Origin of the sequence: Pseudoalteromonas sp. Of7M-16 (assembly GCF_022347805.1) — a bacterium.
GTDB lineage: Bacteria > Pseudomonadota > Gammaproteobacteria > Enterobacterales > Alteromonadaceae > Pseudoalteromonas > Pseudoalteromonas luteoviolacea_F.
Genome location: NZ_JAKRFY010000014.1, coordinates 59,991 through 82,719, shown reverse-complemented (window position 1 = coordinate 82,719; position 22,729 = coordinate 59,991). Strand labels below are relative to the sequence as shown.

The 22,729-nt window shown below is 42.0% G+C and carries 15 protein-coding genes; 3 read left to right on the top strand and 12 right to left on the bottom strand.

Going from position 1 to position 22,729, the window contains the following annotated elements; translation table 11 throughout:
• The first annotated feature begins 188 nt into the window (after window positions 1-188).
• Window positions 189-2,456: an acyl-CoA dehydrogenase gene (locus tag MHN81_RS15240; protein ID WP_023400553.1), complete on the top strand. Its 2,268-nt coding sequence runs from the start codon at window positions 189-191 to the stop codon at window positions 2,454-2,456.
• A 13-nt stretch (window positions 2,457-2,469) separates the two neighbouring features.
• Here MHN81_RS15240 and MHN81_RS15235 read toward each other — a convergent pair whose 3' ends face one another.
• The 4 genes from MHN81_RS15235 to MHN81_RS15220 all read right to left on the bottom strand — a co-directional run bounded on the left by MHN81_RS15235 (window position 2,470) and on the right by MHN81_RS15220 (window position 9,967).
• Window positions 2,470-2,907 (bottom strand): hypothetical protein, encoded by a 438-nt coding sequence (locus MHN81_RS15235; protein WP_239426149.1) that lies wholly within the window; start codon window positions 2,905-2,907, stop codon window positions 2,470-2,472.
• Between the two features lie 187 nt (window positions 2,908-3,094).
• On the bottom strand, window positions 3,095-5,455 hold the full coding sequence (locus MHN81_RS15230; RefSeq protein ID WP_239426148.1) for a hypothetical protein: 2,361 nt from the start codon (window positions 5,453-5,455) through the stop codon (window positions 3,095-3,097).
• A 180-nt stretch (window positions 5,456-5,635) separates the two neighbouring features.
• Window positions 5,636-8,785, bottom strand: coding sequence for an efflux RND transporter permease subunit (locus MHN81_RS15225; RefSeq protein ID WP_023400556.1), 3,150 nt, complete (start codon window positions 8,783-8,785; stop codon window positions 5,636-5,638).
• Window positions 8,786-8,791: 6 nt separating this feature from the next.
• A complete protein-coding gene (locus MHN81_RS15220; RefSeq protein ID WP_023400557.1) occupies window positions 8,792-9,967 on the bottom strand; it encodes an efflux RND transporter periplasmic adaptor subunit in 1,176 nt (391 codons plus the stop codon).
• A gap of 245 nt (window positions 9,968-10,212) precedes the next feature.
• Here MHN81_RS15220 and MHN81_RS15215 point away from each other — a divergent pair, with 245 nt between their 5' ends.
• On the top strand, window positions 10,213-10,443 hold the full coding sequence (locus tag MHN81_RS15215; RefSeq protein ID WP_023400558.1) for a hypothetical protein: 231 nt from the start codon (window positions 10,213-10,215) through the stop codon (window positions 10,441-10,443).
• Between the two features lie 107 nt (window positions 10,444-10,550).
• Here MHN81_RS15215 and MHN81_RS15210 read toward each other — a convergent pair whose 3' ends face one another.
• Window positions 10,551-10,916: a HopJ type III effector protein gene (locus tag MHN81_RS15210; RefSeq protein ID WP_023400559.1), complete on the bottom strand. Its 366-nt coding sequence runs from the start codon at window positions 10,914-10,916 to the stop codon at window positions 10,551-10,553.
• Window positions 10,917-11,077: 161 nt separating this feature from the next.
• On the opposite strand from MHN81_RS15210, the gene MHN81_RS15205 reads away from it, so the two are divergent.
• Complete coding sequence (locus MHN81_RS15205; RefSeq protein WP_023400560.1) at window positions 11,078-12,436, top strand: hypothetical protein; 1,359 nt, start codon at window positions 11,078-11,080, stop codon at window positions 12,434-12,436.
• Between the two features lie 44 nt (window positions 12,437-12,480).
• Here the strand turns inward: MHN81_RS15205 and MHN81_RS15200 are convergent, their stop codons facing one another.
• The 7 genes from MHN81_RS15200 to MHN81_RS15170 form a co-directional block, all read right to left on the bottom strand.
• Window positions 12,481-12,840 carry a glyoxalase superfamily protein gene (locus MHN81_RS15200; protein ID WP_239426147.1) on the bottom strand — a complete coding sequence of 120 codons (360 nt, stop codon included), beginning with the start codon at window positions 12,838-12,840 and terminating at the stop codon, window positions 12,481-12,483.
• Between the two features lie 100 nt (window positions 12,841-12,940).
• Window positions 12,941-14,644, bottom strand: coding sequence for a HEAT repeat domain-containing protein (locus MHN81_RS15195; protein WP_239426146.1), 1,704 nt, complete (start codon window positions 14,642-14,644; stop codon window positions 12,941-12,943).
• The gene (locus MHN81_RS15190) at window positions 14,641-16,539 is read right to left on the bottom strand and encodes a hypothetical protein (protein ID WP_239426145.1); all 1,899 of its coding nucleotides are present in this window, start codon (window positions 16,537-16,539) and stop codon (window positions 14,641-14,643) included. The genes MHN81_RS15195 and MHN81_RS15190 overlap by 4 nt, the downstream gene beginning before the upstream one ends.
• A gap of 135 nt (window positions 16,540-16,674) precedes the next feature.
• A complete protein-coding gene (locus MHN81_RS15185) occupies window positions 16,675-17,394 on the bottom strand; it encodes a sulfite exporter TauE/SafE family protein (RefSeq protein ID WP_023400564.1) in 720 nt (239 codons plus the stop codon).
• Between the two features lie 24 nt (window positions 17,395-17,418).
• Window positions 17,419-18,030, bottom strand: a complete 612-nt coding sequence (locus MHN81_RS15180; RefSeq protein ID WP_239426144.1) for a LysE family translocator — start codon at window positions 18,028-18,030, stop codon at window positions 17,419-17,421.
• A gap of 115 nt (window positions 18,031-18,145) precedes the next feature.
• Window positions 18,146-18,577: a hypothetical protein gene (locus MHN81_RS15175; RefSeq protein WP_239426143.1), complete on the bottom strand. Its 432-nt coding sequence runs from the start codon at window positions 18,575-18,577 to the stop codon at window positions 18,146-18,148.
• A complete protein-coding gene (locus MHN81_RS15170; protein ID WP_239426142.1) occupies window positions 18,577-22,725 on the bottom strand; it encodes an RHS repeat-associated core domain-containing protein in 4,149 nt (1,382 codons plus the stop codon). The genes MHN81_RS15175 and MHN81_RS15170 overlap by 1 nt, the downstream gene beginning before the upstream one ends.
• Between the last annotated feature and the right edge of the window lie 4 nt (window positions 22,726-22,729).

The window sequence follows — 22,729 nt, the reverse complement described above, 5'->3', positions numbered from 1 at the left end:
CACTTTTTGTTATAGAGAGCGCTGATGATAACAGCCTCTTTACCGGTGCTCAATTAGCGCGTTTCAAAGTTCATACAAAATAGTGACTGGGCGCTTTATCAACATGGCTTACCAATCTAGCTGAATTATTGAGTTAGCCGATTTTTCATCCATACTTATCGTTAATACTCAGTTGGGGAACAACTCTTATGTGGCTAATTTTATTATTGATTATTGCAGTATGGATTATATTTTCAGTTAAGGACATTCGAATTAAATGGATATCGACGCCCACATTTAATTACTTTAAACGTGCCTTGCCTGAACTATCAGATACAGAAAAAGAAGCAATGAAGGCAGGAGATACCTGGTGGGATGCAAGTTTATTTAGCGGTAAGCCGGATTGGAATATGTGGCTTAAGTCAGGTAGGCCTCGATTGTCTGATGAAGAATTAGCATTCGTAAATAATGAATTAAATACACTTATGGGTATGCTTGACGAGTCTGAAATTACAGCGCGAGGAGACTTGTCGGAAGATACATGGCAATTTCTAAAAGAAAAGGGCTTTTTCTCACTGATCATTCCGAAAAGCTTTGGCGGTAAAGAGTTTAGTGCGCAAGCAAACTCTGTCATTGTATCTACTATTGCTACAAGGAGTTTATCCGCTGCCGTCACTGTGATGGTCCCCAACAGCTTGGGACCTGCGGAACTGTTGTTGCATTTTGGTACGCAAGAACAGCAACAAAATTGGCTACCTAAACTGGCAAGTGGGGAGGCACTACCTTGCTTTGCTTTAACTTCTCTTCATGCGGGCTCTGATGCGGGTGGTATTACTGATCACGCGACAGTATGTCACCAAGAGTTTGAAGGGGAAAGTGTACTTGGTTTAAGGGTGAGCTGGTCAAAGCGTTATATTACACTTGCCCCAGTGGCCGATGTACTTGGGCTGGCGTTTAAAGTATATGATCCAGATAAATTACTGAGTGAACAACTTGAATGCGGTATAACGTGCGCTTTGATCCCCACATCTCACGCAGGTGTGAACTGTGGTGATCGTCACGATCCTATGGGGCTTGCATTTATGAATGGCACGACATCAGGCCAAGATGTCTTCATACCTATTGACTGGGTCATAGGCGGTCAAAGTGGCGTTGGCAAAGGCTGGCGCATGTTAGTTTCTTGCCTTAGCGCCGGGCGGGGGATCTCTTTACCAGCGCTGAGTGCAGGAACTGCGCAGTTGTGCGCAAAATCAACCTCTGCTTATAGCCAATTACGTTATCAGTTTAAGCAACCGATTGGACAGTTTGAAGGCGTTCAAAGCTCTGCTGCTCGTATTTATGGATTAGCCTATAGTATTGAAGCTACAAGAGAAAACACCGCATTGGCGGTTGATTTAAAGAAAAAACCGTCGGTGATCACTGCTATTGCTAAATACCACCTAACAGAACAAGCGAGAGTGATCATCAATGATGCAATGGATATTCATGGCGGCAAAGCGATACAAAAAGGTCCGCTAAATTATCTGGCTCATCATTATGCAGGCATGCCAATAAGCATCACAGTTGAAGGCGCTAATATATTGACTCGAAACTTGATGATATTTGGTCAAGGCGCGAGTCGTTGCCATCCGTATATATTGAAGGAAATGGAAGCGGCACAAATGACAGACACCGATCAGGGGCTCAAATCATTTGATAAATTGTTGGTTTCGCATATTGTTCATTCAGGTAAAAATGCGGTGAAAGCGCTTTTAAATGGTATCACGGTCGCTCGCTTTGTCCGTAGCCCAGTGAGTGGAGAAGTAGCGCGGTATTACCAAAAGTTAACTTGGTATAGCCAAGTACTTTCTTCTTTGAGTGATATTGCCATGCTGAGATTAGGTGGCAAGCTTAAGTATCGTGAAATGCAATCCGCTCGTTTGGGTGACATGTTAAGCCATTTGTATTTGGCGTCATGTGTTTTGAAAAAGTTTGAAGATGATGGCCACCAATGTGGCGATTTGCCGCTGTTGCACGCTGCAATGTCTTATCATTTATCTGGCTATAGCACGGCGGTAAAAAGCTTTATTGATAACTTTTTACCCAGAGGGTTGCGTACGATTGCTAAACGCTTGTATTTCCCAATCGGTACAAGGGCGAATGGCATATCAGATGAACTAGTAAAATCGGTATGTGCGAGCATCAGAGAAAACCATACAACGCGAATGCGAATAAGCGCTCTTTGCCACTCCCAAAACATGCCTGGTCTCGAGAAGTTGGAGCGTGCGTTAGCTCTGTCTAAAAAGACGGATAGTGCTTACCATGACTTTTTGAGGTGGCAAAAAAAGCACAGCATGAGTTTATATAATCAACCCATGGCAGATCAGCTCTGCGCAGCATGTGAAGCGGGTGTTTTTTCAGAAGGTGACAAACAAATGTTGGAAGAGTGGCTTACAGTGCGTGATGAAGCGCTGAGCGTTGATGCCACAAGCGCTTAATCAAGTAAATACATTATCTGGCGTAAGGGTCTGGGTTTATTTTATCGACATACCAGTCACCTTTACGTTTTATCATTTGCACGCTGCGCATATCGTCAATTTGGTCGCCATGCAGTTTGCCAGTGAATATAAGGTTTACTTTCGCGTTTGTACCATATTGCTCACGAAGGCTTTTGTTAGTCATGTCTAATTCGATTGTGACATGGTCAAATTGCATATTGACTAAGTTTCTAGTGAATTGAGAAGGGGTGCCATAAGAGCGCATAATACGTGCAAGTCTAGGTGTAGCTAATTTAAGTGCCGCGTTCATGTCTTTGCGATTATAAAGCGCATCGAAGTACATGGTTGCAGTATACCCAGGTGTATCTTTGTCACCTCGGCCTGCATCTTCGTTGCCACAACCGGTTAAAAAAAGAGTCATACACGCGAGAAGTAAAGCGAATAATTTCATAATACGAGATAGTTGCGAGACATTAGCTCTAGTTTGTCTCCATTCACGGCGTTTGTAAAGAAAACTAGTTAAAATAACCTAATCTTTAAGTCTTAATTAGTATAAATATATTATCTTTATGATTGTTTGTAATTAAGCCATATATAGTGCTCACCTTTGAATTCACAAAGGTGAGCAGAGCAGTTTATTAGTCGAGCGGGCAGTTAGTAGAGTAGGAGCGTTTGGTTTTATAGCATACCTTCTCCTCTTTCATGAGCAATGTAGATACGAACCTACCAGCGCTTTGGAATACTTTTTCCTCTCCTTGATAACAATGTATTTGACCATCACTGACAAGACAGGTTTGATCATTGACACTCAAAACTTGGTGCACTTGGCCTGATTGCTTTATTAGGTCATCAATTTTTGTGGCATTGCCGCCCCAGCATTGCCAGCTTGCATCCGTAAGCTGTGCGCATACCGTTTCTGTATCGACAGCGTTGAGTCTCGCGACAGATTCAAGGTTAGGAACTTCGAGAGCTGGGTTGTCTTTAAAGCCTTCACATTGAACTTTGCCATCATAGCCTAACAAGCAAACATAGCTACCTCGTGTTACCACTTGCTTCAGTTGCTCTGGTGGAGTCAGAAAATTTATTTGGCCATTGTCACTGGTACACTGTTGCAATACCCGGTCTCTCACTTTGCAGTTATAGACTTCGCCATTTAAAGTTAAATTCTCAACAAACTCGACAGCTAACTCGCTTTTTGTTTCGGTATTATTTTCGTCTTGGCTCGATAGTATTAGTTTTACTTTTTCCATTTCAGGTCGGAAAATGTCTCGCATTGTTGCTTCATTTATTGCTGATTGAGCATTTACAAATTCAAAGCGCAGAGTATCTGAAGCCCAGTTGCCAATATAACCATTCTTATTGTCTGCATGGATCAATTGCCCAAAGACGGAAATACTTCGTCCTGCTATGAATACTTCATCTACACCTGAGTAGGCACGTAACAAAGAGTCGTAAGCCTGCGCAGTTATAGTAAATTCCTTTTCAGCGGCACCAGCTTTGGTTAGCACTTTGAAAAATCGTGTCCCCGACAATTGAGGGGCGTTTTTAAGCACAGTTATGGCTAAGTTGTTGTCACTATACGCTGATTCAAGTTTGTCGTAGGTGTGTGTATCCCATGATGAGACAACACGGACACTCTCTAGGGGAACACTGCTTGTTAGGGTGTAATTGGCTGTGACTTCTTTTTGTGGGTAAATCGAAAACTCTTTATATTTATCGCTGAGTTTAATGTCATTTTCAGCAGCTGACTTACTGAGATAAATCAGTGGGATTTGTGATTCGTGCACAACACCTGAATTATATTCAACAGTATAATACACAGTGTGGAACTTTTTGATGTCGTCAGTTGGTGGGATCTCTATGGTTAACTGGTTGTGCTCTTGGGTATACATGGCTTTATCAAAGCCATTGTCAATATCCCAAAGAACAGACTTTACGTTTGTGGTGTCTTCTAAATTACTTGTGATGATCACCGTCTGGCCGACTGTTGCGATCTCATGTGAGCTTTTCAGGGTCAATGTGTTATGAGCAGGTATTGACTTAACTTTTACCTGTGTCTTGGCTGATTGTTTTACATCCCCTTTCATTGTGACGTTTAATGTCACGGTAAAGTCGGTGTCTTGCTCAACATTTGGCGCAATGAACTGATAAATCTTTTTGTTGGCAGTTGGCTCTGTTGGTTGGGGGTTTGGCTCCCATAACCATTGGTAAGAAGTTATCTCGTCAGAATTTGAAATGGTAGGCACAATACTTAACTGGCCTTTCGAGGATACGGATAAGTTTTGTGGCAATGAAACGGTTAAAGAAGGGCCATCCGCTGGAGAGACTTTAACGCGTGCAGTTTGCTTGTGTACACCAGCTTTGGTTTTGATAGTAATCGTTAAATAAAACTCTAGCACTTCGTCAACCGCAGGAAGCTGAAGCTTCAATGTTGAGTCGCCATGATCAGAAGTTAGGCTATTAATAACCTCCTGATAGTCTGGTTCAAGGCCCTCTATCATCCATGATACTTCCTCAATTTCTGAAGTTGTCTTAAAAGGTACATTGATACTGACGTCACTCCCTCCTTTGAACTGATATTCGTCAAGCATTTGAATTTGAGCACCGACAGTCTCAGGGTATAGCGTCACGTTGAAATTCCTTGTGACAGCGGGGTTCACGCCATCTGATACCTCACAAGTGATCACCACTGATTGCTTTTCAGTCACCGTAGGGAATGAAACGACGGTTTCAGCAAGAGAGTTTTGTTGGAAAGCTACGCCAGCAAGAGAACTTTTCCAGCCGACAGTTAAGGTATCTTGTTCCGGATCTCTAAATTGAGTCGTTAAGGTGATTGATTCTTTTGAAAGCGCGATGCTTTCTCCGGCTAAAGTAATTGTAGGTGCTTGATTTACATTAGTGTTAGGGCGGGATGGCTCACTATTGTTTGAGCCTCCACTTCCTCCGCCGCCACACGCACAGAGGATACCGAACAATGGAGCTATGAGTAATTTACGCATTTTTAATCCTTAATATATGCTGTTTTTGTTTTAGGTAATACTATCTAAATATTAACCATATGCAAGATAGGGCCAGCGAATTGAATGAAAACTGAATAGCTAGGTTGAGAAGTGTTTAGAGATTGTAATTAAGTGTAAGAGCCGGCCTTTCGGCCGGGCTCGTTCAGGAAGGGAAGGGGGTTAGTTTATATTAGATTGTACTTGTGGTTGCTCCGTTTTGGTCTTACCTAATACTCTTCGCACTAGTTGTTTAATGTCCTCTAACATCACGTATTGGCAAGGAATTAACAACAAGGTAATGACAGTGGCAAATAACACACCGAACGCCAATGATACTGCCATTGGAATAACGATTTGTGCCTGCAAGCTAGTCTCCATGATAATCGGCACTAAACCGATAAAGGTTGTTAGAGACGTTAGCAGGATAGCTCTGAAACGACGGCATCCTGCTTCAACCACAGCCTCTTTGATACTCATGCCTTGTTCACGCGCTTTGTTGACAAAGTCGACCATTACCAGTGAATCATTCACTACAACACCGGCAACAGCAATGATGCCAAACATTGAAAGCCCACTCATTGTCATACCAAGTACCATATGGCCAAATACAGCACCCACTACACCAAATGGGATCACAGACATAATTAATAGAGGTTGTGAATATGAACGAAGTGGAATTGCAAGTAATGCAAAGATGATCATCATTGAGATGGCAAAGTCTCTAAATTGCTCTGCAACGCTATCCATTTCTTCTTGAATACGACCAGCAATATTACCTGTTACACCCGGGTAACTTTCAAGCAGGCTAGGTAAGTATTCTTCGTTAATTTGCTCCGCAATTTTAAATGGCTCAGCTTTATCGGTATCGATTGACGCCCACACACTGACCGTACGTTTAGAGTTTTCACGGCGAATACTGCTTACGCCTTCAACGCGTTTAATGTCAGCAACTTCGATCAGTGGTATCTCAGCACCGGCAGGCGAAATGATACGTACATCTTGAATGTCGCTAATGGCATCACGCTGTGCTTCAGGGTAGCGGACCATCACTTTGATCTCTTCACCATTTCTGAGTATGCGCTGTGCTTCGATACCGTAGTAGCTAAAGTTAACCTGAGAAGCTACATCGGCAAGTGTTAAACCCATGCTGTAAGCAAGCGGCTTTAATTCAAGCTGAATTTCATCGGTTGCAGATTGCATTGAGTCATTCACGTCACCGACACCTTCGATTGTTCTGAGTTTGTCTTTTAGCTTTTGTGCAACTTCTTTTAAGGTGTCTTTGTTTTTACCTTCTAAGCGGAAGCTAATGTCTCCGTCATCACGACCACCGTCAGAAATACTATCTTGAATAGTTAAGCTCTTGACGCCCGGTAACGGCGGCATGTTTTCACGCCACATGGCACTTAACTCAAATGTATCTATGGGGCGTAAATGGGGCTCAACTAATACCGCACGAATCGTCGCATTGGTTCTACCATTCATGTTAACGGCGAAGTTTTTAACCATCACTTGGTCGTATTCTTCTTCAATTTGATGTTCAACCTGATTCAACATGGTTTCAATCTTATTGATTGTTTCAAGTGTCGCAGTTTCTGAAGACGACAGGTTCATCTCAACTTGAACGCTCGGAAAGTCATGAGGAATTTTCGGGTTAGCGACAAATTTGATAAAGCCACCCATAAACAGACCAGCACTGACAATTAAAATACACACAAAACCGACAATCACTGTATAGCGGTAATGAATGCACTTTTCGATACAGGGTCTGTAGATGTTTTCAATGAAGTGTTTTAGGCCGTTGTCTAATGCTTCACGCAAGCGGTGGAATGGATTGTTAGGGTTACTCGGCTTGTCTTTCATCGCTGCAAGGTGAGCAGGTAAAATGAGCTTTGACTCAATCAGTGAAAAGATTAAACACAGGATGATGACGCCACCAATCGCTTTAGAAAAAGCGGCTTCAGGTCCAGTAGAGAGTGTTTGTGGAAAAAATGCAGCTATGGTGGTCAGTACACCAAAAGTCGCTGGGACTGCAACTCGTTTAACGCCACGCACGACATTGTTCAAGCTATGGCCGTGTTTTTCTATTTCAGCATGCGCGGATTCACCTACTACAATCGCATCATCTACCACGATACCCAGTACGAGAATGAAGGCAAACAAAGAAGCCAGGTTAATAGTAATGTCAACGGACCCAGCAGGCATAAGTAAAAACGCCCCTAAGAAAGAAACCGGTAAGCCCATCATGACCCAAAACGCCAAGCGAATTCTCAAAAATAGCGCTAGCATAAGCATAACCAGTGCGCCACCAATGATCATGTTTTCAATCATCATGTTGAGGCGACCTTCTAGGTAGTAGGTAAAGTCTAAAAATGGTTCTAATTTAACGCCTTGAGGTAATTGTCCCTGCTTTTCTTGAAGGTAGTTTTTAATGATGCCAGCGATGTTGGTGATATCTTGATCTTTCGACGCGCGCACTTCATAAATAAGAGAGTTTTTGCCATTGTAGAGAGAGTACATCAAGCCTTCTTCAAAGCCATCAGATACCGTAGCGACGTCACCTAATCTAATTTGGGCGCCATCTTCTAATGTAATCAATGGCAGCTGCTCGAAATCATGTCCGCGATAGGCTTGGTTTTCCACTCGCATTGATATGTAGCCATTATCCGAGCGGATCTGGCCGGCAGACATATTTGCTGAGTAATTACGTACGGCATCAGCAATATTTCTAAAAGTCAGACCATATTCACGCAATTTATCAGGGCTTACTTCGATGCCGATTTCATAATCAAGGCCGCTGTTAAATGAGATTAAGTTGACGCCGGGTAAAGCCAGCATTTCATCGTGTAAATTGTTACCAAGGCGTTTTAGCTCCTGAAAGCTCATGTCACCATTTAAAGTAAGTAACATGACTTCTTGTTCATTTTTCTCATTGCGAATAACTGGGCGTTCCATACCTGCAGGAAACGTTGAGATTGCATCAACTTGCATTTTGACTTCATCTAGTACTTCTTTTGGTTCGTACTGATGGTCTACTTCAATCCAAGTTTGAGAGAAGCCTCTATTCGAGTAGGTTATCAGTCGTTTTATCCCTTCAAGGCCTTCCATCGACTCTTCAACTTTGATGGTAATCCCTTCCTCCACTTCTTGTGGGGCAGCGCCTGGGTAGACTGCTTGAATACTTAGCCAGTAGTTTTTACCTTGCGGAAAAAGTTGTTTTTGAATTGTAAATGCAGTTAATAACCCACCTACAAGGATAAAAATCATCAGTAAGTTTGCCGCAACAGGGTTGCGTGCAAACCAAGCTATTAAGCCTTTTTCTTGTGTCTCCATTGGCCATTACTCCTCTTTTAATGCAAGGGCAGTAGATGGTGATGCAACTTGGCTATCATCAAGGCTTAGCTGCATGCCCTCTGTAGGAAACTCTAACGAGGAAGTGATCAGTTGTTGACCCGTTTCAAGTCCCCGGTTGGCTACAATGAGACCGTCGTACTCTCTAACAACATTGAGTTTCTTGAATGATAAAGTACGATCTTGATTAAGAATGGCGACTTGTCCATCGCGTACTAAATGATGAGGGATCTCTACAGCATTGGTTAGTAATTTACCTTTGATCTGGGCATTTAAATATGCGCCAAATCGCAGTGGTGCTTGTGCATTATCGTAAGGGCGTTCTACCTGAGCAACCAGATAAGTCATGCGACTTCGGTTATCAATAACACCTTCACTACGGACAATTTTACCTTTCCAACTTACGTCTTGGCCCGCTACTTTAGCGGTCAGCGTCACATCCGCATTCAGGCCGTTTTCATTGAGGTGTTGCAGCTCATTGTCAGCTACGGGCAAGCGGACCTCAGCTACCGAAATTGCGTTCAATACGCCCACTGAGCTACCTAAATTGACCACACTCCCCAAGCTTAATGCTCGGTTTTCGATAATTGCATCATAAGGAGCTTTTACATAAGTGCGTTCTAAATTTCTTTTGGCTCGTTTTACACTTGCTTGAGCAGCTTTGAATCGAGCAAGCTTTTCGGCCAATTGCGGTTTTCTAAGATATAGTTCAGACGGTATTGTAGAGTTTGCGTTACTTTTTATACGTTCCCACTCGGTTTTTGCAACATGCGCTTGTGCTTGTTCGATTTCTAATGCTGAACTCGCTTGAGCGAGTGTCGCTTCGGCATCGATTAGTGCTGCTTCGTAATCATTTGGGTCAATACGCGCTAGCACTTCCCCTTTTTTGACAAACCCTCCTTTAACAAATTGTTCGGAAAGTTCAATGATTTGACCACTAACCTGAGCGACTAATTGGGTGCTGTATTTAGGTTTTACAATGCCATAAGAATTAACAGACATTTCTATGGGGGCAACATTAATGGGGGTTACTTCAACCAGCGGGTGGATAACTTTTTTAGGTTTTTCAGCTGGAGGGGTCTTCATTGACGAAAATGCAATTGCGCTTGCAATGCCGCCAAGTAGTACCACACCAGGTAAGATAATTTGTTTTTTACTAGCCACGATGTTAATTCCTTCCTGAATTGACAAATTAGATACGTAGGCACTGACCGTGAACGCATCGGTTAGTTAGAATAATACGTCAATAGTTATTTCAAGGTGTTTTGATCTGTGCTCAATATGTAACAAAGCATTGCGATATAAATAACGCAGTTACAATTGCAAAAAATTGTACATTTTTTGAGTTGAGATACATACATCGTATTATACGCAGAGTATAATGAAGGCTTTTTGATGGTTGGTTCAAAATGGACTGTAGATTAGGTTGTGGTGCGTGCTGTATAGCCCCGAGCATCAGCTCGTTAGAAAAGGCTGCTAATATCCGCTGTGAATACTTAAATGACAACAACTTATGCTCTATTTTTGGGCAACCTGAACGTCCTAAAGTTTGTAGTGATTTTAAAGCTGATAAGGAAACGTGTGGGAGTTCCAATGAAGAGGCAATGGCAAATTTAATCTATTTAGAGGCCGTTACCTAAACTGCATTAAACCCAATTTAGTCGGTAAAAATCACTCAACAGGTTTAAAACTATGGCAGTAAGTCGGCTTTGTGGTTACTACCATATTGCATTGTCGTTATTGGTTTCTAATATTTTTTAGATAATGGAAATTCAAAAAAAGAAACTCGCTTCCAACCAAACTTCATAAAGTTGCGAATGTTTGCATGGTCATTACCATCAGTGTTTTGCAACACATCTTGTCGGTAATAACGTCCAAAGCAATGCAATGTGGCTTGCTCTGATAAACCATGTAATTTGGCGAATGCTAAAATTTTACAAGAGCCTAGGTTGGTTCCTGCTTCATTTTCTTGCTCACCGTTTGTAAAACTTGTTGGCGTAAATTCAAAATGGGTGTCGATGAGTGAAATGGTCTGCTCAAATTCTACCGATTCCCCTTGCTCAGTTACACGACTAATAAAGCGCTCAACACTTTCCGGTTGTATATTTGCCATAACGCAAACTCCTGCTAAAAACCCATATTATCCTTTTTTAGGGAAATGAAGCATAGTGAATTTTCGTCTTGTTCACTTTACTTTTAATGGCTTAAGCCGATGTTAGCAAAGGATTTGTGTTATACTTACGGGGTGTTAGAAAGAGGAGGTAAATTATTCGAGTGAGCACCGCAAAACTAAGCCAAGACGAAAGCCTATCATTTAAAATCAATTATCAGCTCCTACCAAAAGAGACAAATCAACTTGACCTATACTTTTCCATCCCGGTTGATATGGGGATCAATGCTAATACACTCAATGAAGTAGACTACTTCAATGCAAACATAAAATGCCATAGCGCCTATTACTCTGAGCAATTGCATTTGCCATTGGTTCGTAGTCGTTTTATCAGTCAAAGCAAAGGGCAAAAAAGTGATTATCGCGTCAACTTAAACTTATTTTGCTATCAGATCAGGATTGCACTGGATGCCGACGTAAAACAAACCCTTAAACTTAAACAAGCGGAAGAATTTTACCCAGCAGCGATAGAGCTTGTGGAGCAAACATCAAAGCTGCTAGTGAAGTTGCGCCGTTATACACCACCGGACAACCGGCTTAAATCTTATTTTCAAAATGCTGATAACTATTTAAGTTGGCATACCGAGCAAGCCTTTTTGAAGTTACTTGCCAGAGGCCCTAAATCAAGTGATTTCAGCAAAGAGCGCGGTGATGTTATTGATTTTTGTAAACAAGAAAACCGCTATCGAGAAAAACACAGTTATAACTCCCAAGTTACACTTGAGGATCCCAATCGCATTACCAATAAAATGCGCTTACTTGAAAGACTGATAGAGTATGGTGTGGTTTTCAACAAAGAAACGGTTAATCTGGGGGCAAATCTAAAGCGCCTTGCTCGAGGGGCTGTTACTGCGGTTATTATGGCGTTTGTGATGTATTTGGTACTCAATGCACGCTCAAACTTTGAGGAAATTACCGTAGCTTTAATTGCGCTTCTCGGTGTGATCTATGGTCTAAGAGAAACGTTTAAAGATGATTTAACGCAGTGGGCGTGGCGTAAGGTGCAAAAAGGCCGGCCCAAATGGCGCAACAAATTCAAAAACTCAGTCAATGATGAAACAATTTGCACCCAAACGATTTGGCTAGAGCATATTAAGAAAAAAGACATTCCGGAAGACGTTGATATACTTCTCAAAAAGCGTGGTCGACAAAATCGACAAGAAGCCAATTTGTTGCACTTTAGCTGTAAGAATTCGGTGCAAATAGATGAGTTTCTACCTGGATATGAAGAGGTACAGCAACGTATAACGTTTAATATGAGTTCATTCGCTCGCTACCTTAAAAAAGGGGCTGGGAAGTTATACAGTCTAGAGGGCCACAAAGTTTCTAAAAACTCGGTAGAGCGCAGATATCAAATAAATCTTGTAATGCGTTTTAAATCAGGCGAAGACATACAACTGGAGCGTTACAAACTGACCATGAACCGCTCTGAGATTGTTGCGATAGAGCAAATGAAGGACTAATCAAAGCTATAGCTATTGTTTGTGCTGTTGGTGCCTTACCTGTTTTAGTTCGACTGGAAAAATATAAGCTTATTGCCAAATGGATCTGAAATAGCCATTTCTATCCCCCAGGGCTGCTCGCTAATTCCAGGTCTTGCATGTTTGAATTGTTTGGCGGTTAACTGTGTATGGTAGGACTTAAGATCGTCGCATTCAATGCGAATGCTTACCCCAGGTGACGCATCGCCATAGTGTTCTGAAATATGCAATATGCAGCTGTCTTTGGAAATTTGCATGTATACGGGTAAATCAGCTTCAAACTGGTGTTTCCAGTCTAACTTGAACCCCAAAAATTCAAGGTAAAAAGCGTGTGCAGCATTTTCATCAAAGCTGCGAATAATGGGGATGATCGAATGAAGTGCCATAGTAGCCCTCTACTAACAGAATCTAAATGATCCGCAACAGCTAACAGCACACTGTGCGGCTTCGACTAACACAAAGTTAGACGAAGCCAACACAAAAAGATCAAGGGGTTTGTTGTTTGTTGCTGTGTAGTAGCTCAATGATGGCTTTAAAGTTTCGTTTCGACGTTTCTTGTTTTAAAGCCGATTTCAATGTTGCTTTTATACCATCTTGATGCTGTTGATTAGCAAGTGCTTGGATTGCTGCGAATCGGTTTTCTGCGGTGGGGTTGTTGACGGCGATGGCTAAAACGGCATCACTGGCAGCGGGTTGCAGTTGATAGTGAGACAGGGCTTTTAGCAATGCGACTTGGTTCTGATGAACTGGTTTAGCTAGCTGCTTCTCTAAGCTGTTGTATGCGCGCTGTGTTTGCATCATGCCAAGTGCGCGTATAGATGCCTTTTGAACACTGTTATTGTGATAGTCAAGGTAGCTGTCAATTTGTTCAAAATGTCGTTCGTCGCGACTATTGCCAAGGGCCGTTACCAGTGCGGATTTAGTCGTGTTCTCGCTGACCAGTGACAACTGCTCTGATAGTGCGTCATGCAATTGAGATGATTGCAAGTTGGGCTCACGGCTATGCAACATAGCGCCTATCGTCATGTAGAAACTGCTGGTTACTTCGGAGTCTAAACTGCTAAAGCCATTTTCTATTTGTGTCACTAGCAATGTGCTTAATTGAGGACTCAGTGGCTGGTGGCCTTGAGATAGTGCTCGCAGGGCACGAAATTGCATCAGTGGATCTTTGTCTGCCTTGATAAGTAAATTACCCAGTAATAGTTGGCTATTGGCACTATCAAGTTGGCCTAACGCATTAAACAGACGCATTTGCGCTTCATCAGAGAGCGCTTGTTGTAAAAAGACACCTTCTAAAGAGCTTATTACGGCATCAAATTGTACTAACTGTTTTGCCAAATCATAGGCTGAAGTGTCGGTTAAATCGGGCTTTTTAACCAAGTTGTGGAGCGATATTTTAAGTTGTTTTAGCGCTTCTGAGCTCAGTGGTTTATTTGTATTTGGCCAATTGTCTAAAGTCGCTGGAAGCGAAAAAAGGGCAGAAGGGAATGCAGTTGCTGTGGGTCCAATTTGGTATTGTTGCTTGGTTTTTAAGTTTAAACTCTGCCCTTTGCCAGAAAATAGCAGCGTTTCTTGGCCTTTACGTGATTCGAAAAAGCATGCGTTAGGGGTAATAGTATGGCCTGAGGATGCAACTTGAACCGTTTGCAATGCTGTTTGTTCGGCATCGCGCAAGAGGTAAGCGTGTTTGTTTAAGTGAATGCTCGAATCTTTAAACTGATAAGATACCGTATACTTACCCAATGTATCTTGCTCTTGCTGGTGTAATTCACTTCTGACTCGCTGGAACTGGAAGTAGTATGCCAGTCCCTTCAGCTGTTCTTGATTTTGTTGATTTAGCTGCGTAGGAAACCAGAAGTCACTGATAAGTCCATTCGATGCAAGTCTAAAAGCAAAAGGTAGGGTATAACTGGCCAACTCAGAAGCAAATTGGCCTTGTCCTGCGGTTACATTGTCGGCTTTTATAGCCCACCAACCAGACTCATCGTTATGTTGGACAGCCTTTATGGAAATGAAGCCACTGAGCTTCAATTGGGTTTGCTGACCTTGTTGACTCACTTGGTCGTAATTAAATGTCGTTCGTGTATCGATTGCAAACTGATACTGTGCAGAGCAATCCGCATTTGCAGTACCTGAAACAGCCAGTGCACAAAGTGCACTGGCTAATGTCGCTTTACTAAGCGTGATCATAGGTTAATTTCACCTTCTTTGGAGTAAATTGTCCAAGATTTATCAAACACACTTTTGGTTTGATACAGCCACAGATCATAGCGCGATGTTTTCTTACCACATGGGTATGGGATCCCCCATTTTTTACACCATTTGACGCCATACGTTTCTGCGTATAAGCCGAATTTTCCTGAGATAACATCTAGGTCATTTTTCAGTTCAATGCCGTAATAGATATGCGGGTTGCTGCTGTTGTTTGTAAGTAACGCAAAACCAGCATTTGATTCCATGGCAAAAGTATTGTCGATTAAAGTCAAAATTGCTTGTACACCTGCTGAAGCAACCAGTAGGTTAACGCCACCACGACCAAATGCACCGAAATCTACGTGGAATAAGTCACCTTCAGCGTATAGCTCAGCGTTATAGCCGACAGTCAGCTCAAACCCTAAATTACCAGTGACGCCAGCTTCAACCTTGATAGGAATTGGGCCGACGGTAAATGTCGCTTGGGCAAGCGTTTTGTCTTCTTCCCATTTCTTTTCCCAAGACTTTTCATACTTGGCTGTGAACTTTTCATCTTCAAAAACCACATTGTTAAAAATGATCATCTCAGACTCATAGCCCGTATTTTGGCCACTGATGTATGCACTGCCGTTATACGAAATACTAAAAAGGGTGTTTTTAGCTCTGAAAAAATAGGCTTCAACTGTACCTTCACCGGTAATACGGCCACCTGGATCGCCTGTTGGTACTATGAATAATTGGCCCTGTAAGTCTACACCAACACTAAATTTAGATTTGTCTCCGTATGATTTGTCAAATTCGCTTTGGAAATTGATATTGGCAAGGCCAACGGCAGCAGGTGCAACCGCTTGTTCAGTAAAGTCTTGTCTTGCCAAGCGACTAGCAGGTTCATCGGTTGCATCTTCTTGTTCGAAGAAGTATAGCGGTATTGATGTCAGAATTTGGTTGTTGTCAGTATTGGTCTCTGCATCTTGTGCCGCATCAATTAATGTAAAGCGCATTTCAAGTGTGTTATCGACGTCTGCATTATAGTTATCATGCAAGCTTTTTAACAGATCAGCTTCTAGAGCGATATCAAAACCGATATGCTCGTTGTGCAGTTCAGCAGTAAATTCATGAGCAAGTGTGTCTGTATATTTGCCAGCCGTCGCGTCCCAAAAGTGTGTGCTAACCCAGTTACCAGCGACCATTACTTCTGCTTTTATGTGGGATAGGCCTAAATTTGCACCCTCATAGTCCGCTTCGAAGTAACCAATCAAATCGGTGTGATACTCACCTGCGCCATTATCGGAATTTGGTGTATCTAGGATCAATGCAGCTTGACCGAATTCTGCACCTAGAAGCTTGTAGTCGTGGCCAGCTTGTTCTCGTACCACAATGTCAGCGTGTGGGAAATTACCTTCCAAGTGAGGGTCATGATCGACAGAAGGGTGGTTGTCTTCTTCAACGTCCTCGACATGCAGATCATGGGGATCAATTTGCGCCAAGATGTGATAGTTGCCACCTTCCAATGAATTGGGCAGGGTGAGTTCAATCTCATGTTCAGAAGCACCTTGCGCAATCCCCGTTAACTCGACAACTGCAATTTGCTGAATATCTTCAATGGCTGTTTCTTGGTCGTTTTGAATATCTAGTTCATCTGAGTGCATTAGATAAAAATGAACTTCGACATCGACGTTATTAAAACCCGTCACATCGACTGTGTAGTATGTTTTCACAGTGTCATTTGGTTCCAAAGTATCCAAAGGACCAGTTGAAATATCAGTTATTTCTAAATTACTTTTAATCTCTGGTGTAGGTGTTACAACGGTGATTTCCGGGGTGTCGTTATCGCTAAATTGGCACCCGGTCAAAGTAACCAAACCAGCAAGAGCAAATGGGATCAAGCGCATGTTATTTCTCTATCTTGTCTAAAACATCTTAAGTGTATCGTAAGATTATGGATTGAGTGTGGACACATGTAGCCGCTACATTTGTATTATAATTAAATAGGCGCTCAATCAGCTTTATCTGCCATTACAAAACTGTTAAGGCTGTGATATGAATAATGAAACCAACATTTTTATCGCAAGTGCTGTCAGCGTGAGCTTGATAACCCAAATGAGCTTTGCGTTATTACTAGAGAGTCGCAGTTTGCTGCCACAGTATGACCCCGCAATAGATCCAAGAACCATGTATAAGATGAGTGAGCCACTTTGTAAAAGTGTTGACGAAAGCATTGCAAAAACAGGCACTTTTGCCAAATGGCTGAGAGTCATAAAGACAGCACTGGTGGCGATGATTTCATCTTTACATTTGAGCTGTTTAGTAAGTACAGAAAGAGACAAAGGCCCGGTGGCACCTACCAATAAACCTAAGCCAGTTTGCAGCACGCCGATGACATAATAGTTTTCGAATTGGCTAACGTAGTTTGCAAATGGCTTGTACCAAATGTTGAGCAACAAATAGAGGCCAATTGCCGCAGGGATATAAGTCGTAGGTAAGTTGTATAGAACCAAACCAAATAGCAAAGTCCCAATGACTGACCCAATGAAGAATGCAGGCAATAGTGACCACTTCACATAAGAAATCGAAAACAGCGCTCTTGATGTGTTGCTGGCTATCTGTGTAATACCATGAATGGGGATGATTAAAGCGGGACTTAAAAACATGGGAAGCACTGCGATAAGGAGCATTCCGCCACCAAAGCCAATGATTGCAGCTATCAGTGACGTCGTGAATGCGATTATGCCTAGCAACAATTCCATGTTGGCGACCTTAACTAATCCTGTTTATGTTCTGGTGGCAATCGTCACGCCTGAGGCGGACAGTAAACTACCTGCTAATTTGTTAAATATGTTCAAACGTTTTGAGTTTGAGACCAGCTTTTTGGCTTTGGCCGAGACATACGAATAACCTAAGTTAACAGAGCCAAATGCTAAGGTTGCGCAGGCAAAAATACCTAAAATATCTGCTGTGGAAATGGTCTTAAAATCGACAAATGCCGGAAACAGTGCAACATAAAAAATAATGGCTTTTGGATTGCTCATTGTAAGCAAAAAGCCCGTTAATATGTCCATATGGTGCTTATTGTTAGGAACGGTTTGCTCTGCCAGTGAAGGTTTTGAGAAAAATAAGTTGACGCCCATCCAAATTAAATAGCCCGCACAAAGATATTTGATAATCGCAAAAGCGTTCCCCATTGACTCTGCGATATATGCCAAACCAGAAACCGCCAATAAAATGAATACATAGTCAGCGAAAATGAGCCCTACGGTTATCGCTGCACCACGACGGAATCCTCCAGTCATTGAGGCTGTTGTTATTGCGATAACGGCAGGGCCGGGAATAATGCCAACAATGAACATGGCAAAGAAGAGGGCAATATAGCTTTCGATAGTCATGAATGGTCCTTGAATGCAAAGCGGGTAGATGATGCCAGTAGCATATCATAGTAGCAGTAAGAAATATTTCTCTTACTAAACAAGAAAGCCTAATAAGAGAAATAGATAGAAAGCCCTAAGGGGCTTTCTGTGTAACCAAATAATCGCTTAAATTTGTTATGTTCAAAGACTGTGTTCTACCATACAAGACACCTTTTTGGCTGTAGTCGAAGTTAATCTTAACTCTGTATTTAGTATGGATAGGTAAACACCCCAAAGACACATATTTGTTTCTTTCAATTTGGGTGTCTAAATACGTCGATGATATCAAGGTTCCATCACTTTGGTACATTTCAGCTGTGACCGTTAGCTCAGAATAAGCTTGATGTCGCTTTAAATGCAAAGGGGAGTCAATCACAACAACAGAGCAAACAGAATTATATTTTGCCTCAAGTTTGGTAGTTGAAATACTAAACGCTTCGCTATGCGCCAACTCAGTCGTTAGCTCCTGTGCAAAGGTTGCAAGTGACACAGTGGAGCCCACAATAATTAAAGCAATATCACGCATTATTGACCTTTATTTGGATTTAACGTTACCCATGAGCCACCGTTTGCCACGCCATGCGAGCCATCAGGATAAATTTCGAACAGGTTGTTGGGAGCCGTTACGGGTTGTCCAGCTAAGTTGGCCAATTGCTGTGCAAAAGAAGCATCACCGCCTTTACCTGTTTCGCAAGCATATAGTTTAATTGGTTGTTTACCATCATATCCTTTCGATTTCATCAATGAAAGAAGCTGTGCAGGTGTGAGAGGCTTACCTATTTCATTAATTATTTGACCGGGGTTGCCATGTGCACCAATTGAGAAATCATTTGGACTGTTGTCAACATGTCTGAACATTGCTCGCCAATGTTTAGTTTGTGTCATTGGTACTAAGTTGATATCTGGATTTAACCCCAGTAAATCGGTAAATTTGACAGGGTTACCACCAACGTACACATAGGTGTTTATGCCACCAGACATACCAATTGGATCAGATTGAATATATCGGCCCGTTGTCGGGTCGTAGTATCGGTTAATGTTATACCAAAGCCCAGACTCCGTATCCAAGTATTGACCAGGAAAACCGAGGTTAAACTCGCCAATTGTGCTGTGTACAACAGTACGAGTGAAAGGCTCTAGATGGGCGCGCCATACAATGTTTTTTGCGCTATTTGTAACTACTTCAGGTCGGCCAAGGTGGTCATTGTGAATATAGTAAACCTGATTATTTTTCAACATCGCAACAGGCATACCAAATAGGTAGACATAGTTTACATTGCCATTCTCAGACAGCAGTCTTGACTCTGGTGTGTAAATAAAGTGAGTTTCTACACCCGAAGATTGCTTAATGGCTCTGATGCTATATGCATCATAGATATAATTCCCTTTGTTGCTGACACCTGTTAAGCGGCTTTGGATGTCATATTGATACGAGTTTTGGTTAATATAATTGAGGCTTTGCGTCTTGATATTGCCATTCGCATCATAACTATATCTAACCGTGTTGGACCCTTTTGTGCGACTTAACAGTCTATTTGAACTACTTTGATAACGGTATGTTTCTAAAGTAGTACCTGAGTGGTTCACACTGGTTCGATTACCAGATTGATCATACCTGATGGAGGAGTGAGGTCGACCGTTTTTCAGTATATCTGTGAGTCTGCCTTTCGAGTAAGTATAGGTCCAATCATTTGTTGAATTGATGTGGTTATCTATGTGTGTGATTTCGCCCTTTTGGCTTGTATAAGTCAAAGATTGGACATTCGGCACCGTTATACTTCGAACTTGACCATTTGCGTAAGTCATATTTCTTGTCAGGCCGTTACCATATGTGAGCGATTTTAGGCCAAGGCTAGGTAATTTTGTGATGTTGCTCGCAATTGGGATACTGCGGCCATTTATTGTTGCGGTAATGCTAGATATACCGGCAGCGTTGTAAGTGTAGTTAGCTTTATTACCATTTGGGTAAGTTATTGAAGTGAGCCTGCCGTAGGCGTCATATTGCCATTTGGTCGTGTAGATTGCATTTCTGCTTCCACCATTTATGACCTTGCGCATTTCAATCAATTGATCAAAAGCATTATACGTTAGGGTTGTATTGCCTGATTTATCGGTATAACTTGTCGGCAACTCTCTTGAATTTAACTGGTATGACTCAGATCCTCCGATAAATGATTTGGTTACTTTTTCACCTTGATTGATTTTGCTGTATTGAATATTGATGGTACCGAGTCCAGTGATTAGCTTTTTGAGTTTTTGACTCGGACTGTAGTACTCGTATGATACATTGCCTCGATCAGGGCTAGACTCTTTGAGCTCTTTACCAAAGCCATTGAGAGTGAAGCTGGTGAGTTGATTGTTGGCACCTCTAATGTAGTCGAGGCCGACAGTGTCATATCCATAAGTCATTGATGTATTTGTTACATCTACACTTTGTAAAGGCCTGCTAAATTCATCATAACTTAAGACATATTGCTGACCGTCAGCTTCGGTAAAACTAACAAGTCGGTCAATTTTGTCATATTTATATCGATTGTTATTGTTTCCTTCTGTCTTAGATATTAAACGACCAAGTTCATCATATGAATAGTAAATAGTGCGATAGGGGGCTGTACTGTTTTTATAGTAACGCACTGTTTTGGCGTTCCCCATATTGTCCAGCGTATATTTTATAGTTGAATTGTCCGCACTGTTACGCTCTTCAATTAGACGGTAAGCACGGTCATAATAATAGGTGCGTTGAGTGCCGTTTGGTAAGGTCACATTTGTTAGCTTTCGCTTTTCATTGTAGCTATATTGAGTAATTCGGTTAATACCCGGACCTGTTTCTTTGATTGATTTAACATCTCCCCTAGGTGTATAGGTATAGGTTTTTACCAGACCCGACGGCAATGTTTCTTTGGTCAATCGGCCATTGGCATCGTAGGCGTTGAATGTGTGCGCAGTGCCAAACTGATCGTTTGTTGTGGTTAGTTGTCCTTTAGAATTATAGTTTTGCGTTGCGCTTTCTCCGCTGTCGTTAACTGATCGAACTTGGCGAATATTACCGTTGCTATAAAAAGAGTAAGAGTTATTGATTTCATAGGAGCGTATTGGCTCACCATCAGATCCAGTTGTCCTGAATGTTTCTTTTAGGACTTGGTTTTTGTCGTTATAAGTAAACTGTTTGATGAAGTTGGGGTTTTTCTCTTCCTTAATTAACCCTGAGTCCGCATGCCAAAGGTAGTGAGTTGTAAACGCATTGCTCGTACCATATGCTTGTGTTTTACGTTTTAGCTTGCCAGTTTTGTAGTCATAAAGGTAATCGGTTGTGATCCCCTCTTCATCAGTTACTTTTGAGACATGCCCTGAATTGTCATACCAGTATTTTTTAGTAGAAGCTGCGCAATTTGAAGTAGGCAAGCCGTTTTCAAGTTCTACGACTGGGGTCCCACTTTTGTGAAGGTTATCAATAGAATAGACACTCTTTCTACCTAGCGGGTTGGTTACGGTAACACCGTCTATCCCTTTGTTGTTTTTAGTATAGCTAAATGTGTACTTATCGATACCGCCATAATGGCTCGACTCAACGGCATGTTTGCCAATACCGCTGTCATATTTAAACCATGCATATTGTTTATTGTTATAAAAAACCCCTGTCAGGTCTTTATTACTGTCGTATTGATAGCTTGTGTTATTGCCATCAGGAAAAGACACTTTGGTGAGCAAACCCGTAGAGTTATAACTATATTGATACGTTTGATTCAGTCCATCTTTAATCGTGTTTACACGGCCATTACTCCAAGTAAAAGTTAAACTAGAACCTGAAGAGTGGGTGATTTTTGTAAAGTATCTGGATGAATTAGAGTAGTGAAACTGGTGGGAACGACCGTGTTCAAATTCAAGCTTGTCTAAGCGACCGTCCGATTTAAAGTAGGCAGTTAAGTTATCCGACATTTCGAGCTTAAATCCACTGGCGATTTTTTCGAGATATACGGTATCAGGAGATCTATCGAAATAGTAACCACCTGTGTTGTCTTTGACCATATGATAGTCATCACCAAAGTTATTGGCATGTGGCATATTAAGCTTCGCCGTATTAAACCGAGTAAACTCAACATGCATATCAAGTATAGATTTCCACCTTTTACCAAATATGCCTACTGTGATGCCATATCGGTCAACGCTTTTGTCATAACTACGTTGAATAGATAAGGGAGAAAAATCACCACCTGTATAATCTGTAAACGTTTCGACTTTTTTACCCCATCTAAAGTCAATTGGGTTACCGCACAAGTTATCGTCGGAAGCATGGTCTTCGCCTTCATTTTGAGAGCCGTACGAGTCATAATCAATGGCTGGCCCAGTATCGATTGTGCGCATGAGTGCCATCATAACCTCAAGTTCGTTTTGGCGGCGCGCGGCGTCGGGATCCCCATATACTGTCATTCGATCGTGAATCGTTTCTAGAGACTCTCGAGCATGTGCATCATATGCTTCTTGATTCTCTTCGCATCCCCCAGTTGCATCAGATGAGTCGCAGTCGGTTGTTGATGCATGGCTTTTACTCATGCCCCAGCCCCATCCAGCACTGATCAGGCTCTCATTGTCATCTAAAAACTCATCTGTCGGGTGCTCTTGCACACCACCTAATAAAATTGCACTACCGAGTAGTGCTTTACCTAATGTTTTCATAATA